The organism is Paenibacillus cucumis (ex Kampfer et al. 2016) (assembly GCF_019748695.1).
Lineage (GTDB): Bacteria > Bacillota > Bacilli > Paenibacillales > Paenibacillaceae > Paenibacillus > Paenibacillus polysaccharolyticus.
The window spans coordinates 70592-86671 of sequence record NZ_JACLIC010000014.1 but is presented as its reverse complement, the minus strand read 5'-3'; the positions used below and the strand labels follow the sequence as shown (position 1 = coordinate 86671).

General features: G+C 46.6%; 16 protein-coding genes and 1 other annotated feature. Of the genes, 6 read left to right on the top strand and 10 right to left on the bottom strand.

The window, feature by feature from the left end; all coding sequences use genetic code 11:
* The first annotated feature begins 73 nt into the window (after positions 1-73).
* Positions 74-293, top strand: a binding site (T-box leader).
* A gap of 82 nt (positions 294-375) precedes the next feature.
* From proB to H7T88_RS09250, 6 genes are read left to right on the top strand one after another with little or no spacing between them, the layout of a single operon-like run.
* Complete coding sequence (gene proB / locus H7T88_RS09275) at positions 376-1479, top strand: glutamate 5-kinase (RefSeq protein WP_221788212.1); 1104 nt, start codon at positions 376-378, stop codon at positions 1477-1479.
* Between the two features lie 25 nt (positions 1480-1504).
* Positions 1505-2752, top strand: a complete 1248-nt coding sequence (locus H7T88_RS09270; RefSeq protein ID WP_154957555.1) for a glutamate-5-semialdehyde dehydrogenase — start codon at positions 1505-1507, stop codon at positions 2750-2752.
* 37 nt (positions 2753-2789) lie between these two features.
* Positions 2790-3656 carry a pyrroline-5-carboxylate reductase gene (gene proC / locus H7T88_RS09265; RefSeq protein WP_186811616.1) on the top strand — a complete coding sequence of 289 codons (867 nt, stop codon included), beginning with the start codon at positions 2790-2792 and terminating at the stop codon, positions 3654-3656.
* Positions 3649-4872 (top strand): 2,3-diketo-5-methylthiopentyl-1-phosphate enolase, encoded by a 1224-nt coding sequence (locus H7T88_RS09260; protein ID WP_186811617.1) that lies wholly within the window; start codon positions 3649-3651, stop codon positions 4870-4872. Before proC ends, H7T88_RS09260 begins: the two co-directional genes overlap by 8 nt.
* A complete protein-coding gene (locus H7T88_RS09255; RefSeq protein WP_154957556.1) occupies positions 4869-5546 on the top strand; it encodes a 2-hydroxy-3-keto-5-methylthiopentenyl-1-phosphate phosphatase in 678 nt (225 codons plus the stop codon). Before H7T88_RS09260 ends, H7T88_RS09255 begins: the two co-directional genes overlap by 4 nt.
* 2 nt (positions 5547-5548) lie before the next feature.
* Positions 5549-6202 carry a methylthioribulose 1-phosphate dehydratase gene (locus tag H7T88_RS09250; RefSeq protein ID WP_090917127.1) on the top strand — a complete coding sequence of 218 codons (654 nt, stop codon included), beginning with the start codon at positions 5549-5551 and terminating at the stop codon, positions 6200-6202.
* Between the two features lie 77 nt (positions 6203-6279).
* Here H7T88_RS09250 and H7T88_RS09245 read toward each other — a convergent pair whose 3' ends face one another.
* From H7T88_RS09245 to H7T88_RS09200, 10 genes are all read right to left on the bottom strand, one after another.
* Positions 6280-7611 (bottom strand): multi-tm2 domain protein, encoded by a 1332-nt coding sequence (locus H7T88_RS09245; RefSeq protein WP_423246127.1) that lies wholly within the window; start codon positions 7609-7611, stop codon positions 6280-6282.
* A 37-nt stretch (positions 7612-7648) separates the two neighbouring features.
* Positions 7649-8101 (bottom strand): hypothetical protein, encoded by a 453-nt coding sequence (locus H7T88_RS09240; protein ID WP_154890594.1) that lies wholly within the window; start codon positions 8099-8101, stop codon positions 7649-7651.
* Positions 8094-8594, bottom strand: coding sequence for an RNA polymerase sigma factor (locus H7T88_RS09235; RefSeq protein ID WP_090917132.1), 501 nt, complete (start codon positions 8592-8594; stop codon positions 8094-8096). Before H7T88_RS09235 ends, H7T88_RS09240 begins: the two co-directional genes overlap by 8 nt.
* Before the next feature lie 245 nt (positions 8595-8839).
* Positions 8840-9565: a DnaD domain-containing protein gene (locus tag H7T88_RS09230; RefSeq protein ID WP_260510800.1), complete on the bottom strand. Its 726-nt coding sequence runs from the start codon at positions 9563-9565 to the stop codon at positions 8840-8842.
* A complete protein-coding gene (gene asnS / locus H7T88_RS09225; RefSeq protein ID WP_221788208.1) occupies positions 9565-10860 on the bottom strand; it encodes an asparagine--tRNA ligase in 1296 nt (431 codons plus the stop codon). Before asnS ends, H7T88_RS09230 begins: the two co-directional genes overlap by 1 nt.
* A 102-nt stretch (positions 10861-10962) precedes the next feature.
* The gene (locus tag H7T88_RS09220; protein WP_154890595.1) at positions 10963-12168 is read right to left on the bottom strand and encodes an acetate/propionate family kinase; all 1206 of its coding nucleotides are present in this window, start codon (positions 12166-12168) and stop codon (positions 10963-10965) included.
* Positions 12165-13037 carry a 3-hydroxyacyl-CoA dehydrogenase family protein gene (locus tag H7T88_RS09215; protein WP_123066052.1) on the bottom strand — a complete coding sequence of 291 codons (873 nt, stop codon included), beginning with the start codon at positions 13035-13037 and terminating at the stop codon, positions 12165-12167. The genes H7T88_RS09220 and H7T88_RS09215 overlap by 4 nt, the downstream gene beginning before the upstream one ends.
* 133 nt (positions 13038-13170) lie before the next feature.
* Positions 13171-14673: an AAA family ATPase gene (locus H7T88_RS09210; protein WP_221788206.1), complete on the bottom strand. Its 1503-nt coding sequence runs from the start codon at positions 14671-14673 to the stop codon at positions 13171-13173.
* Positions 14666-15193 (bottom strand): hypothetical protein, encoded by a 528-nt coding sequence (locus tag H7T88_RS09205; protein WP_090917144.1) that lies wholly within the window; start codon positions 15191-15193, stop codon positions 14666-14668. Before H7T88_RS09205 ends, H7T88_RS09210 begins: the two co-directional genes overlap by 8 nt.
* A 333-nt stretch (positions 15194-15526) precedes the next feature.
* Complete coding sequence (locus tag H7T88_RS09200; protein WP_221788205.1) at positions 15527-16057, bottom strand: hypothetical protein; 531 nt, start codon at positions 16055-16057, stop codon at positions 15527-15529.
* Positions 16058-16080: the final 23 nt, after the last annotated feature.

Sequence of the window (16080 nt, the reverse complement as noted above, 5' to 3'; positions counted from 1 at the left end):
TGAAAGCTGAACACATGGCTACAATCTCTTTGCATATGCCAACTTTCCATGGTATGTTATAAGAAATAGTAAACGAAACGTGATGACGGGACCAGTAAGAGAGAATCAGTTGCGCACAGAGAGTAAATTCCATCTGGCTGCAAGAATTTACCGCGGCTTCTCTCCGAAACCTACCCCTGAGCGGCCTGTTGTGTACAGGACAGTGCCTTCTGTTACAGGGCATGAGCCGGATGATCTGATCATGATCATCAATAAAGGTGGTACCGCGGAAGTAACGAACTTTCGTCCTTTTTTAACCAAAGGACGGGAGTTTTTTTTGTACCTAAGCAGACTGCTTCGCAATCACTGATTAATTATGTTTAAGGAAGTGAAATCATGACTTCACGTATTGTCGTTAAAATCGGAAGCAGCTCATTAACCACTGAAGAAGGCGGATTGGATCGCCAGGCGATATCCTTTTTCGCAGATGAAATGGCCTCGCTTGTTGCTCAAGGCCACGAAGTTCTGCTCGTCACTTCTGGTGCCGTTGCTGCCGGATTCCGGGAGATCGGTTACCCTCAGCGTCCCAAACAACTACATGAGAAACAAGCGGCTGCGGCGGTTGGGCAGGCTTTGCTGATGCAGGCATATCAACAGGCTTTTGCGGCGCACCGCGTTACTACAGCGCAAATCTTACTGACGCGTACCGACTTCCACAGCCGTAAACGCATGGGAAATGCGGGTATGACCGTAGAGGAACTGCTCAAGCAAGGGGTCATTCCGATTTTTAACGAAAATGATACTGTATCTGTCGACGAATTGAAATTCGGTGATAACGATCTGTTATCTGCGCTGGTTGCCAATCTGGTCAAGGCACAGCATCTGATCATCGTTACAGATACGAATGGGTTGTACACCGCTGATCCACGTAAAGATCCTACCGCAAAGCGATACGACCGTGTACCTGAAATTACAGCCGAGATATATGCATATGCCGGCGGTTCGGGATCAGCTGTAGGCACAGGCGGTATGCGCTCCAAGGTGGATGCCGCCAAAGTCGCCACACGCGGAGGTGTTCCTGTTTTTGTAGGCAGTGTGAAAGAACCTGGGGACATGCAACTCGCTTTGGATGGAATCGGAAAAGGAACTTATTTTGAGACCAAGCTGGCTTCACTCTCTCGCAAAAAACAGTGGCTTGGCTTCATGTCCACTCCCCTTGGGACAGTTGTTGTTGATCATGGTGCTGAGGAAGCGCTCATTCACGGTGGACACAGTCTGCTTCCCGTAGGCGTAAAGCGAGTTCTGGGCACATTCCATGCGGGCGATGTGGTCGAAGTACTTGGCCCCGATGAGTCGCTACTCGGACGTGGCATCGTCAATTACGATGATGATCAGCTTCGTCAGATCGCGGGACTGCCAAGCGGCGAGGTCATGAAACAGCTGAACAGCATCCATAGACTTGAAGTGATTCATCGCGATGAATGGATTACCTTGAAATAATAGCTGAACTAGAGGAGGATTTAAGATGAGTGAAGTTAGAGAAAAAGCAAGTAAAGCCAAAGCTGTCGTCACCGAATTAAATCGGCTGAGTACGGAACAGAAGAACGCCGCACTGCGCACTATGGCTGACGCCTTAATTGCTTCGGCGGATGCCATCATTACTGCAAATGTGGAAGATCTGGATCGCGGCAGAGAACAAGGCACTCCTGAATCCATGCTGGATCGTCTGGCACTGAATAAAGAGCGCATCACAGGCATCGCTGAAGGCTTACGTCAGATCGCGGAATTACCCGATCCTGTGGGCGAAGTGCTGGAAACTTTTACACGTCCGAATGGCCTGCACATCGAAAAATCAAGAGTTCCGATTGGCCTGATTGGCATTATTTATGAAGCTCGTCCTAACGTGACGGTTGACGCTGCAGGCCTTTGTCTCAAAACAGGCAATGCTGTACTTCTGCGCGGTGGCTCTTCTGCTCTCTCCTCCAATCGAAAAATTGTTGAGGTGCTACATCAAGCGCTGGCGACTACGGCAATGCCTGCAGATGCACTTCAGTTGGTAGAAGACGCAGACCGTGCTTCCGTTGACGAAATGCTCAAGCTGAACGGACTGCTGGACGTTATCATCCCACGTGGTGGTGCTTCACTAATTCGCACTGTCGTAGCGAACGCAACCGTACCGGTCATTGAGACGGGTGCTGGCATCTGTCATACCTATGTGGATGAATCAGCGGACGAAGCCATGGCGACCGATATTGCTATCAATGCCAAAGCACAGCGCCCTTCGGTATGTAACTCTATGGAAACCTTGCTACTACATGCGAACTATGCAGAAAAGCATCTGCCAACTCTGGCTGAGCGCTTCCGTGAAGCAAGTGTCGTTCTAAAAGGTTGTGAAACGGTGCGTCGCCTTGTTCCGACAGCGGCCCAGGCCACAGAGGAAGATTACGCAACAGAGTATAACGATTATATTTTGAACATCCGAGTTGTTGAAAATCTGGATGAAGCTTTGCAGCATATTGCACACTATGGAACGAAGCATTCCGAATGCATTGTGACCCGTGATGCCGCGCATGCAGAACGGTTTATGCAAGAAGTCGATGCGGCGGCTGTCTATCATAATGCTTCCACTCGTTTCACCGACGGATTCGAATTCGGATACGGTGCCGAGATTGGAATCAGTACACAGAAGTTGCATGCACGGGGCCCAATGGGGCTACCTGCACTGACGTCAAGTAAATACCGGATTACAGGCAATGGTCAGATTCGTCAATAATTTTTGAGCAACCAGTTATATAGGAGGAACGATATACATGAGCCAAGAGCAACAGACACTACTACAACAAAAGATTACTTTCCACGGAGCAGGTGCGATGGCTGAAGCCATCGTGCGTGGGCTCATTTCCCGCCTTGTCGTTCGTCCTCAGGATATTACGATGCTGAATCGCAGCAACTTGAAACGTCAGGAGGAACTGAGCACCCGTTATGCCGTGCATACCGGAACAGCCTCAAAATCAATGGATATCCTTTCCTCTTCCCCTGTGATTGTGCTGTGTATGAAGCCCAAAGATGCCGCTGCGGCGCTTCGTGAACTGGGACCCCTGTTGTCCCCAAACCAGCTAATCGTATCCGTTATAGCTGGACTATCGATCCGTACGATGCAGAGCCTGCTTGGCCGCAAACAGCCGATTGCAAGAACGATGCCTAACACCTCCAGCACCATTGGACTTGGTGCCACTGGACTTGCTTTCTCTGCGGAGATTACCGATGAACAGCGTAGTACAGTCATGTCCCTTTTCGAAGCTGTAGGCATCGTAACGATTGTGCCAGAAGACAAACTCGAAGTGCTTACGGGTATTTCCGGCAGCGGACCTGCTTATGTATACTACCTAATGGAAGCCATGATTGCAGCCGGAATCCGCGGCGGATTGTCTGGTCAACAGTCTCGTGATCTAACCGTTCAGACGGTGCTTGGTGCAGCGCGCATGGTGCAACAGACGGGCATGGAACCGATGAAACTGCGCAGTGATGTAACCTCGCCTGGAGGTGCAACACAGGCAGCTCTGAAAACGTTGGATGAAGGGGACTTCTTTGAAAATGTCATTGCGGCCGTGAGCCGCTGTGCAGAACGTTCTCGCGAGATGGGAGCTGCGTTGGAAGGAGATTTAAAACATGAATAACATGTGCACTGCCACATATCGTCTGCATGATGATCATGCCGATTTTCACAAAAAAGCTCAATCGATTGCCATAGGTATGACCGTGGGCAGTTGGACGGAGCTACCTCAGGCGCAGCGGGAAGCCATGCAAAAACATCTTGGTGAAGTGATCAAGGTCGAGGTACACGAAGCGGAAGGATTAGCACCTGGAGAACGTTATGCAGATATCACCATTGGATACCCGGATATTAACTTTAGTCAAGATATCCCGGCTTTGCTTGTCACCGTTTTTGGCAAAATCTCGATGGACGGACGCATCAAGCTGAATCATCTCGGATTTTCAGATAACTTCTTGCGCGCTTTCCCGGGACCGAAGTTTGGGCTGAGCGGTGTGCGGGATCTGCTTGGAGTTCATGATCGTCCTTTGCTGATGAGTATTTTCAAATCGGTTATTGGACTGAATGCAGAAGAACTGCGGGAGCAGTTTATCCGTCAGGCTCTTGGGGGCGTTGATCTGATCAAAGACGATGAAATCCTGTTTGAGAACAAGCTTACACCGATTGAAAAAAGAGTTGAGGTCTGCATGAAGGCTGCCGAACAGGCTCGCCAAGAAACAGGCAAAAAACTTCTGTACGCCACCAATTTGACGGGACCTACCTCCCGTTTGAAACAACAAGCTGAACGTGCGATCAGTGCAGGTGCGAATGCGTTACTCTTCAACGTGCTCTCCTATGGTTATGATGTGTTGCATGAACTAAGCAGTGATCCTGACATTAACGTGCCAATCATGGCTCACCCGGCACTTGCCGGTGCTTTGTATCCATCACCGCATTACGGTATTTCTGCGTCTGTTGTATTGGGACAGTTGATGCGTCTCGCCGGTGCTGATCTCGTGCTCTTCCCTTCACCTTACGGTTCGGTTACGATGCCGAAGGAAGAAAATATGGCGATCACTGAGCAATTGCTCACATCTGATCTACCTGTAAGAACAAGTATGCCCGTGCCTTCAGCAGGAATTCATCCAGGACTTGTTCCGATGATTCTGAGAGACTTCGGCAAGGATGTGATCGTCAATGCCGGGGGCGGAATTCATGGACATCCGATGGGAACCGAAGCTGGTGGACGTGCGTTCCTGCAAGCCATTGAAGCCGCTGGGCGCTCCATTCCACTAGCCGAATATGCTACCGATCACCCAGAGCTGAAAAGCGCACTTGATCTGTGGGGTGGAGAACGATGAGATCAGATAAGAAAACAGCAATTTTCTGTGATTTTGATGGAACCATTACGCTCTCAGACAACATTGTCGCCATTATGAAACACTTCAAACCAGCAGGCATCGATGCCATCATGAAAGACACGATTGAACAAAAAATATCTCTTCGCGAAGGGGTGGGAGCCATGTTTGCTCTCTTGCCTTCCTCGCAAAAAGATGAAATTGTTGAATTTGTTCTTGGACAAGCAGGCATTCGTGAAGGATTCCAAGCATTTCTGGAGTATGTTCGCAGTGAGGACATCGAATTTAATGTGACCAGCGGTGGCATGGACTTCTTCATTGAGCCCTTACTCGCCCCCTTCGACATTCCGCAGGATCATGTATACTGTAACGGTGCAGATTTCTCCGGTGAACACATTCGCATTGAATGGCCGCATCCCTGTCAGCCCCCTTGCAACAACGGCTGCGGGATGTGTAAAACGACCGTAATTCGTACGTTTCCGGAAGAACAGTATAACCGGATTCTGATCGGAGACAGTCTAACAGACTTCGAAGGAGCTAAAATCGCTGATCTGGTCTACTCCCGCTCCATTCTGACGGACAAATGTGTAGAACTTGGTGTAGATCATGTGCCATTTACGACCTTTTATGACATCATCGAAGATATGAAGCAGAAGCAATTACAAGGAGTGCTGTAAAGATGGGTTTTGAAAAGATTACACTGGAACATAAACGTCAGGTTCTGGAAGAACTGGCGGATGTCAAAGCATTGTTCGCAAGCCGAAACTGGTTTCCAGGCACAAGTGGCAACCTTTCAATGCGGGTAGGTGAATTCGACCCGGAACAATTTTATTTTGCGGTGACCGCCTCAGGCAAAGACAAGTCCCTGCGTACGCCGGAAGATTTCCTTTTTGTTGATAAGGAAGGCAAAGCGATCGAAGCGACTACGTTGAAGCCGAGCGCCGAAACGTTGATTCACTGTGAAATCTATCGTTTAACCGGTTGTGGCGCGGTATTCCATGTGCATACGGTGTTTAACAACCTCATCAGCGAATTTTTCGGTGAAGATGGTCATGTGCCGATTCAAGGTATTGAATTGATCAAAGCCTTTAACATTTGGGAAGAAAATGCAGCCATTCGTGTTCCTGTTCTGCCCAACTTCGCACATATTCCTTCCATCGCTGAATTGGTACCGGGTGCACTAGACGCTAATGTTCCTGGAATTCTGCTGCGTAACCACGGGATTTATGCGTGGGGTAAGGATGCTTTTGAGGCGAAACGTCATCTGGAAGCTTTTGAATTTTTGTTCGAAGTGATGTACCGTCAGCTTTTGCTGAAAGGCGCACAAAAATAGATTATTAAAAAAACACACCAGCGGCTTGAGATCAGTCCTGGTGTGTTTTGCTTTTTATACTGTTTCTTGTAAACGAATCATCGTTTATCTCGATCCTTGAATAAAAAGAGACTTTCCAATTCATCATCCTTCGTGTGGTTTGCATTGGCCATCGATGCCTCAGCAGTAGACTCACGCTGTTTTCCAAATAACAACTTTAACCCACCAAAGATGAGCAAAAAGGAAACGATAACCGTGTTCAAATACGAACGAATCTCATACGTCAGGAACACATTCGGAAACATCTCGTTTAATTGCGGAATAATCAGGCGGATCGTTAAATAGTACAAACCGAGAGCCGCGATTCCCATTCCGATAAAACGCTGATGTCGAACCCAGTCTTTGAAGACCGGCTGATCATTAAGCGGTTCACGTCCATACCGACTTGAGCATTGAAGTCCGTCAAAGAAGCTATAGAACCAGATCAGTGGAATCATAAACAGGAACACAGATAAACGAAGCAGGTCCAGAATGTAGATGCTACCAAGGAACAAAAACATAAGTTGCAGACCCCTTTTTTGCAATCCGAGATACATATGCCCCGCACCCGGAAAAGCGGAGAGCAGTGTGGCCAGCACTTTGCTGCGCTTGCCCATAATTCTGCCTGTCTCGAGCTCTTCAAATAACGTTCGATCCTGTAACACTTCACCAGCCTGCTTGCGATGTACATGCTGGACCGCATCGAACATGCAGTACACCCAGATTACAGGCAGAATGAGCAAAAACATCAAAAATATAGATTCGTTTGTAATGGCGGATACGAACACCATCATGGCGAATGAACCAAAAAACGCGATCAAAAAGGATAAGCCCCGGTGAAGCAATCCAAGATGTAAATGTCCAAGACCAGGCACAAATGAAAGCAAAATGGTGAAAAAACGCTCCCCTTCACTTCCCTTACGGTACATGGGGTGAGGTCCCGTATAGGTTGCCCCACCAGGAAATCCGCCATATTCATGCTCACCCTCAGCACCCTGGCGATGCATGTCGTTCTGATTTATAGCCCCCATTGGTCCTTGTTCTCTAACATAACCCTCACCCTCTGGATAGGTTGAACCTTGATGATGTTCAGGATGACCATAATGCATACCTTGTCCATTGTAATGCATTTCTCGGACGGAAGGTGCAGAGAGCAACACAATAATCATGTCTAGCATACTGAGACACCAGATAAAGATCACACCTAATAATCCAAAGACTAGTAGATCCTTATCACCGACCAAATAGGTCAGCATGACAAAACCAATGCCCGTTCCAAAAAATAATAACGGGTAAACTACAGCTCGGGCCGTTCGCCGCCAATAGAGGAACCCAAGCCCAGGGAACAGATTTAATAAAAATGCAAGTAATTTATTACGATCTGAATGCACAGTCGTCATCCTTTCTATTCAGGCCATGTGAAACCAATCAAGGTTTGGGTTTGAAATTATCCAGCCATGAGGTAGCTGCCTCAGTCCATTTCTCGGTAAATGAGCCTGAAGTGTCACCTTCTTGGAATTTATGATAAGGAGCCACCTTGTCAAACAGTCCGGAAGAGAGAAAAATCAATGTTAAACAGGCTGCTACAGCGTAGTGAAATACTCTATGTTCAAACCATCGGCGGTTTCGTTCACCTCTAGAATGTCGTGTCTTGCCATCGGGCGCCATACTCTCAATTCGCTTCATGACGGAGTCGGTAAAATCCGCTGAATTCGGTAATGCAGGGCAGTTTCGCTCCATATCTAAAGCTTCAAGATAATCTTGCATTGCATCTGGTTCATTCAGAAGAAACTGCTCCATCAGAATCGCCTGTTTGCCGCTGATTCGGCCTTCGATATAATCCGTCCATTGCTGGATGGTATACATTTCTTTTTTACTCACGCCACTCTTCCTCCTTCCAATGATTTCGAATCCACTGTCTAGCCCGGTATAACCTTGATTCAACCGTTTTTACAGCAACCTGAGCCTCATGGGCAATTTGCTCATAATTTTTCTCGCTCAGATAATAAGCGGTAATAATATCCCGGTGCTGGGCAGGCAGCTGATTAATCCGCTCACGAAGTTTCTCCTGCCGTTCTTCACGAATGACACGGGCTAAAACGTCTTCATCCCGTCCAGGCAGATTAACTACCATTTCATCTCCGCCCAGATCTTCAGCACTCCGTCTGCCCAGCTTGCGTTTGGCATCAATAGCCTTGTGAAAAGCAATCCGTGTAATCCACGTCTTAAACCCTTCGGATCGATAGTCGGGGAGAGATTTATAAATCTGAATGAACGCCTCCTGAGCGGCATCCTGTGCATCCTGATCGTTACGTAAGACAGAATACGCCACATGATAGACATGCTGACTGTATTTGTCGATCAGAACACGCATTTGAGATGCATCCCCTTGACGGATTTGTTCAATTACGAGCGCTTCGTCAATAACTCTCCCCTCCTCTCCAATTCTATAGACGACGACTGGTCAACTGACCCCTGCAATTTTTATTAACTTTTTATAATTAGTCTCCCTTGGGGTATTGAAGTTATAGATTTATATAAAGCTAATAAGAAGTATATTATGGAGCAAAATAATATCAAAAAACAGGCACAGAATGAATTCTGGCCTGTTTATTTAATTTAACGTCCGCCATTGCGGAAACGTTGCGTATACGCTTTGGCATCCTGTACATTTTTAACACGATTCCTGCTCCACTCCAGCAAAATTCGGTCGATGTACCTGAAATGCACTTTTCCTGCAAATACCGCTTCCTTCAAAGCCATCAGAATAAGTTCTTCCTGATAGCGATCCTGATCCAGCCAGCTGGATATCGTTTCACACTCCATTGGCGAGAGAGGACGACCAAATTCTTTTTCAAAAATAGAGAACATATTTCGCTCTTCCTCTTCTTTTTGAACACTGTTCGAATCTGGACGTGAAGTATTGGCTTTTTGTTGTTCTGACCGGGCATGAGCTGCATCTTCCGCTGTACACATCGCAAGCTTGGCATACAAGCCGTGCAGGTCATAACGTTCATACTGAATATCCCGTTCTTCGTCCCGATGCTCATCTATCGTAATGTATCCATCCCTCATCAGACGCTGCAACATTCTGGCAATGCCTTCAGGAGCAAGTCCCATTCGTGTAGCAAGCTCTTCAAGGGTTGGAAATTCATTGAATTCCGCCTGACGGAAGCCCAGTAATTGAATGAGAAGCAGAACCTCAGTATCGGACAATCCAAGCTGATGATAAAAACGTAATAAGGCATACGGTAGTTGAGCAGTACCTGAAGCCATACCGTAAGCTGCACCGCTTAACCAGGCTTTGGAGGACGCGTCTTCCATATACTCTTTTCCGTTAAGCATTAAGGGTACAGACGATAGAGCATACGAGGGAATGCAATAGTCTCACGAACATGGTCAAGTCCACAGATCCAAGCTACCGTGCGCTCCAATCCCAGACCGAAACCGGAGTGAGGAACCGATCCGTATTTACGCAGATCCAGGTACCATTGGTACGCTTCATCCGAAAGGTTGTGCTCTTCAAAACGCTGTTGCATCAGTTCTGGATCATCGATACGCTGTGATCCACCAATGATCTCGCCATAACCTTCCGGCGCAATCATATCTGCACACAGAACAACTTCAGGGCGATTTGGATCTGGTTTCATGTAAAATGCTTTGATTCCAGCTGGGTAATGCGTAATAAATACAGGAGTATTGTATTTTTCCGCAATCGCTGTTTCATGTGGTGCACCGAAATCTTCGCCCCAAGGAATGTCAAAGCCTTGTCCATTCAGGAACTCAATCGCTTCGTCATACGTAATACGGGGAAACGGAGCTGTAATGCCTTCCAGTTTGGAGACGTCACGTCCGATAGACTCGAGCTCAGCTCGGCAATTTTTCACCACGGATTGAACAACATGTGCGATGAATTTCTCTTGTACGCGCAAGCTTTCCTCGTGATCGACAAATGCCATCTCCGGCTCAATCATCCAGAACTCAATCAGGTGACGGCGAGTTTTGGATTTCTCTGCACGGAAGGTCGGACCGAAGGAATATACTTTACCAAGCGCCATCGCTGCGGCTTCCATGTACAATTGTCCACTTTGTGTCAGATACGCATCCTCATCAAAATATTTGATATGGAACAGGTTGGTTGTTCCTTCAGCAGATGAAGGTGTCAGGATCGGAGGGTCCACTTGTGTGAATCCGTTACCATCAAAAAACTGCTGAACAGCACGAATAATCTCCGCACGGATCACCATTACCGCACGTTGTTTAGTGGAACGAAGCCACAGATGGCGATGATCCATCAAGAAATCCACACCGTGCTCTTTCGGTGTGATCGGATAGTTTTCCGTGAGGTGAATGATTTGCACGCCAGTAACGGTCATCTCATACCCGGACGTACTGCGTGGCTCTTCACGGATAATACCTGTCACGTAGACAGAGCTTTCCTGGGTCAGGCTTTTGGCATCATTCCAGATGTCTTCACTAACTTCACTCTTAACCACTACACCTTGAATATATCCAGTTCCATCACGAAGTTGCAAAAACTGAATTTTACCGCTGGAGCGTTTGTTATTAATCCAAGCGCCGATGGTAACTGTCTCACCCACGTGCTCATTCACATTACGAATTACACAATTCGTATCCATGCCCATATCTCCCCTTGATTCCATAAATTTGAAAATGCAGCGGACAGGTTCGCACCTGCCCTCTGCACTTCATTGTCATCCTGTATTTACTTTACAGTTAGATTACTTAGAATTCAATACGATTCGATGTGTATCTCGTGCGATGACCAATTCTTCGTTCGTAGGTACGACGAGAACGTCCACTTTTGAATTTTCAGTTGTAATGCGGCGTGGCTCGCCGGAACGGATTGCATTTAATGCTTCATCTAGTTCAACTCCGAGGTATGTCAATTGCTCACATACTTTCTGACGAAGAACAACGGAGTTTTCACCCACACCTGCTGTAAATACGATCACGTCTACACCGTTCATCGCTGCAGCATAAGAACCGATGTATTTACGCAAACGATATTCATACATTTCAAAAGCCAGCGTCGAATTCGGCTCGCCTTTTTCCATGCCTTCTGTAATTTCACGCATATCACTGCTGATCCCGGAAATCGCCAGAAGTCCACTGTGTTTGTTCAACATGGAGCTAACTTCGCTTACGCTAAGTTCTTCCTTGTTCATAACATAAGGAACAATCGCTGGATCAAGGTCACCACTACGCGTTCCCATCATCAGACCTTCAAGTGGAGTCATACCCATCGATGTATCCACGGATACGCCGCCTTTAACAGCAGTTACACTACCACCGTTACCTACGTGACAAGTGATGATTTTCAAGTCTTCCACCGGACGACCGAGATACTCGGCTGCCGCTTTGCTTACGTAATCATGGGAGGTACCATGGGCGCCGTAACGACGTACTTTGTATTTTTTGTAAAGTACACGTGGAATAGCATATAGATAAGCATGTTCAGGCATCGTTTGGTGGAACGCTGTATCAAACACCATTACCTGAGGCACACCTGGCATATTCAATTCCGCCGCACGGATACCCATCATTGCTGCCGGGTTATGAAGCGGAGCTAAGTCAAACAAACGACGGATTTCGGTTTTTGCAGCGTCGTCTACCAGTGAAGATTCTTTAAACGCTTCACCGCCGTGTACTACACGGTGACCTACAGCCTGAATTTCACTAACAGAAGCAACCACGCCGTGTTCCTTGTGTGTCAACAAATCAATGACTTTACGAATCGCAGTCGTATGTTCCAGAATCTCACTAACTTCCGTAACTTCCTCACGGCCAGTCGGTTTATGTGTCAGAATGGAAGAATCCATCCCGATCCGCTCTACCAGACCTTTTGCAAGTACCGATTCATCTTCCATGTTGTACAATTGATATTTGAGCGAGGAACTCCCCGCGTTAATTACGAGTATATTCACAGACGGTCACCATCCTTGTCGTACTTGAAGAATCCTTCTCCTGTTTTCACGCCCAGATGACCTGCACGCACCATTTTTTTCAGGACAATCGAAGGACGATATTTCAGTTCTCCGAATTCACGGAACATTCTTTCGAGAGCTGCCTCAACGGAATCCAGTCCGAAACGGTCAGCCATTTCAAGCGGTCCATGTTGGAAATTATAACCGATACGCATTGCATCATCGATGTCCTCAGCAGAAGCTACACCTTCTTGCAGGACATGAAGCGCTTCGTTGATCAGCAAGCAGATCAGACGGGAGGTTACAAATCCAGGGGATTCATAGATCATAACGCCTTTTTTGTCTACGACTTCTTCAACAAAGCGGCGAGTTTCTTCGAATGTTGTATCGGATGTTTTCAGACCACGAATAATCTCAACAAGATCAACCCGGGATACCGGGTGAATAAAGTGCATACCAATAACACGCTCCGGGTACTTGGTCGAGCTTGCAAGCTCGGTCAAACTCAGCGTGGACGTGTTACTTGCCAAAATCACATTGCTTGGACATACCTGATCCAATTGATTAAAGACTGCTTTTTTAGCTTCCAGATCTTCCGAGATCGTTTCAATAACCATATCGCAAGAGCCTAGTTCAGCCAAGTGCGCTACTTTCGTAATACGGGAGAGAATCAATTTCTTCTCCGCTTTGGTAATCGCCCATTTCTCGAGCTGTTTATCCAAATTAGTTTCAATCATGTCATATGCATGATCAAGCTTCTTAGTCGTATGCTCCACTAGAAGCACATCAAGTCCTTTGGCTGCGAGCATCTGGGAAATTCCTTGCCCCATCGTACCGCCGCCGACAACTCCTATTTTTTTGAAAAACATGGTTCTGCTCCATCCTTTCGGTTCTCTATTTCTCTATTGTACCCTGTTCGCCGAAAATTACAAATTTCGACCCAACAACTAATAATATCTTAGCACGACTGAAATGTAAAAAAAAATAACCAGCATAAAGAAATTATGCTGGTAAACGTGCACTGTCACGAAATTGACAACGAAATTGTTCTCCTGACAAAACTTCCTCACGCATCAGAATGTCGAGTGAATTGTCGAAAATTGACCGTTGCTCTTCAAGCCGGCGTTTCGTCTGCTCCATCAGTTCCTGAAGAATAACTTTATTTTCTCTCATCAGTTCTTCGGTAGTGACCATATCCATATTTACAATCCCGAGTGACGTCAAACCGGAAGCCATCATCGTCTGTACAACATTCGTCGCTTGTTCAAAGTCATTGCGTGAACCTGTAGAACGACCACCATAGTACATTTCTTCGGCGGCTGCACCACCCAGTGCAATCATGATCTGCTCCTCCAGAAAACGTTTCGTATACAGAAACTGCTCCTGTTGCGGGTTATGACGCACGTACCCAAGTGCCTGTCCACGCGGACTAAGGGCTACCTGGCTTACGCTCCCTGGACGCACAAGCTCAGCCATAATGGCATGTCCGAGTTCATGAATGGCCACTCTCTTCTTTTCCTCAACGCTCGACTCACGATCGGTTTTCTCACCCATCATCACTTTGTCAATCGCAAGAGATAAATGACGCTGTTCGATGGTCATTAAGCCCTCACGCATCGCGTAGATCGCTGCTTCATTCATGACACTTTCGAGCTGTGCGCCTGAGAAACCGTAAGACTCTTCCGCTGTTTTTTCCAGGCTCACGCCTTGTGTAAGTGGTTTGTTCACTGCATGTAGCTCCAAGATGTGTTTTCTACCTTTTTTATCTGGTAAATCCACCTGAATATGACGGTCAAAGCGCCCTGGACGTGTCAGTGCACTATCGAGCATCTCTTTACGGTTGGTAGCTGCAATCAGCAATATTCTAGGCGTATCGGATGTGTAGATACCATCCATCTCCGTCAGCAATTGATTTAAGGTCTGATCATACTCACGTTGCTGTCCGCCTTCACGTTTACCACCGATCACATCAATCTCATCAATAAAAATGATCGCATTTTCCTTGTTTTCCTTCGCTGCCCGTGTTCTGGCATCCTTAAACAAATCCCGAATTCTGCTGGCACCTACACCGACATACATTTCAACAAACTCACTGCCTGATGCAGCTACGAATACCGAATCCGTGTAGTGAGCCGCGGCTTTAGCCATCAACGTTTTCCCTGTTCCCGGAGGACCAGTCAGCAAAATACCTTTCATTGGCCTTATCCCAAACTTCTGTATTTCTTCATGACGGATCAGAAAGTCAAGCGCCTCTCTTAATTCCTGCTTGGCACTGTCCTGACCTCCAATTTCTTCGAACGTCAGTTTTGAAGGTCCTTTTTTCTTCCGTTTACGCTCTTGTCCAGCACCTACCGTAATCCCGCCGCGCATCTGCATCATGAATAACAACCCACCAACCAACAATGCTGCGATCAGAATCGGAACAATATTTACACCGATAAAAGCAAGAAAAATGATAACAACGGGGACAATTCCTATGGCTGCTTCTTTTGTCCATTTAGGCATTAGGCCACACTCCTATCTGACCGGGTACACGCGGCAGTATAATAAACTTGCTGGCTTCTCCGTCTCGCAGACTTACATAAACATTGTTGTCATCCATCGCCGTATTGACTTGAATTCCTCCTGTAGCCATCTTGGACAACGTCGGAGTAATCTCGGCGTATTGTTTGTTCTCCATCGCTTGGGCTACGGTAAACATGGCATCTCCCCACCAGTTTTCAAGCGCCTCATTGGAGTGGTCTACGACATCCAGTTTGAGCGCTCGGGAGCCGATCAGGTTCTGTCCTTCTCTATGAATATATTGCACCAGTCTACCTAAATCTACATTTGGCTTTAAATCAAGTTTCATTTGTACATCATTGCGGTTAATAGTTAACTGAACGCTATTAACACCTTCGTACTGAGTAACCATCTTTTCAATCGGACTCTGTACGGCTACTTGACGGTATATGAACCAACCTCCAAACAACAGGACGGCAGAAACTACGGCGGTCAGAACAATAGGCAATACTTTCAGCTTCAAATGAATTACCCCTCCCAAAATGAGCCCGTCCTTAATCTACAGGCTTGTATATTTAGCTGTACATCATGTCTGCAACGTTTATTGCAGATTTATTTGCGTTGTTCGTTAACTCCAGTACATATCTGAGTATATCACATCGTATATACAATTTCGAAGGCGAAAATATGAATAAATTAATAATTTTAACTATTTCATTTGATGTTCAATGGTTGGAATGCCAAAAAACCGGTTCAGTCGGTATCCCGTCTGCCGGTTTTTTGGCTTATTGTTATGTGCAACTATCTATGAATTGACCGTTCTATTCATCATCATAGTAGAAGAAGAAGTATGAAGTTAGCTGTTCGGTAAAGTATATACCAGATCGACTTGTTCTCCGTTGCTAAATCGGTAAAAGCGATAATAGTTATGCGTATCATCGTTATAGTACACTTGCCACACATAGATATTGTTCACAACACCTGGCATGATCCGTTTGATCTCACCGCCTGGAACATCTGAGCTGAAACGGTTGCGAATCTGCGTTTCGGACATCCCGTTCTGCAATAACTCACTGTGCACACCTGCCGCGCCTTGTACAGGCTGATTATTATTATCAAACTTGACCCAGACCATAATGTCCTGATTATCTTTGTTTTTAGCTGTCATCGTCCAGTATATGTTGTCAGCGCCACTCTTTTCGCCCCACACGTACTTCCGCAGTTCATCAGGTGCTGTAATGCCCAGCTGGTTCTGTGCCGATTCAATCGCCAATGCTTCTTCCTGCCGCTGATCCTGCGTGACATAGACGTAATATCGCTGAAGCCCAATCAAGATCAGAACGAGAATGAGCAGCGATATCCATATCCACTTCTTTTTTTTCTTCAAGAGTTGAACTTCCTTTCCCTAAA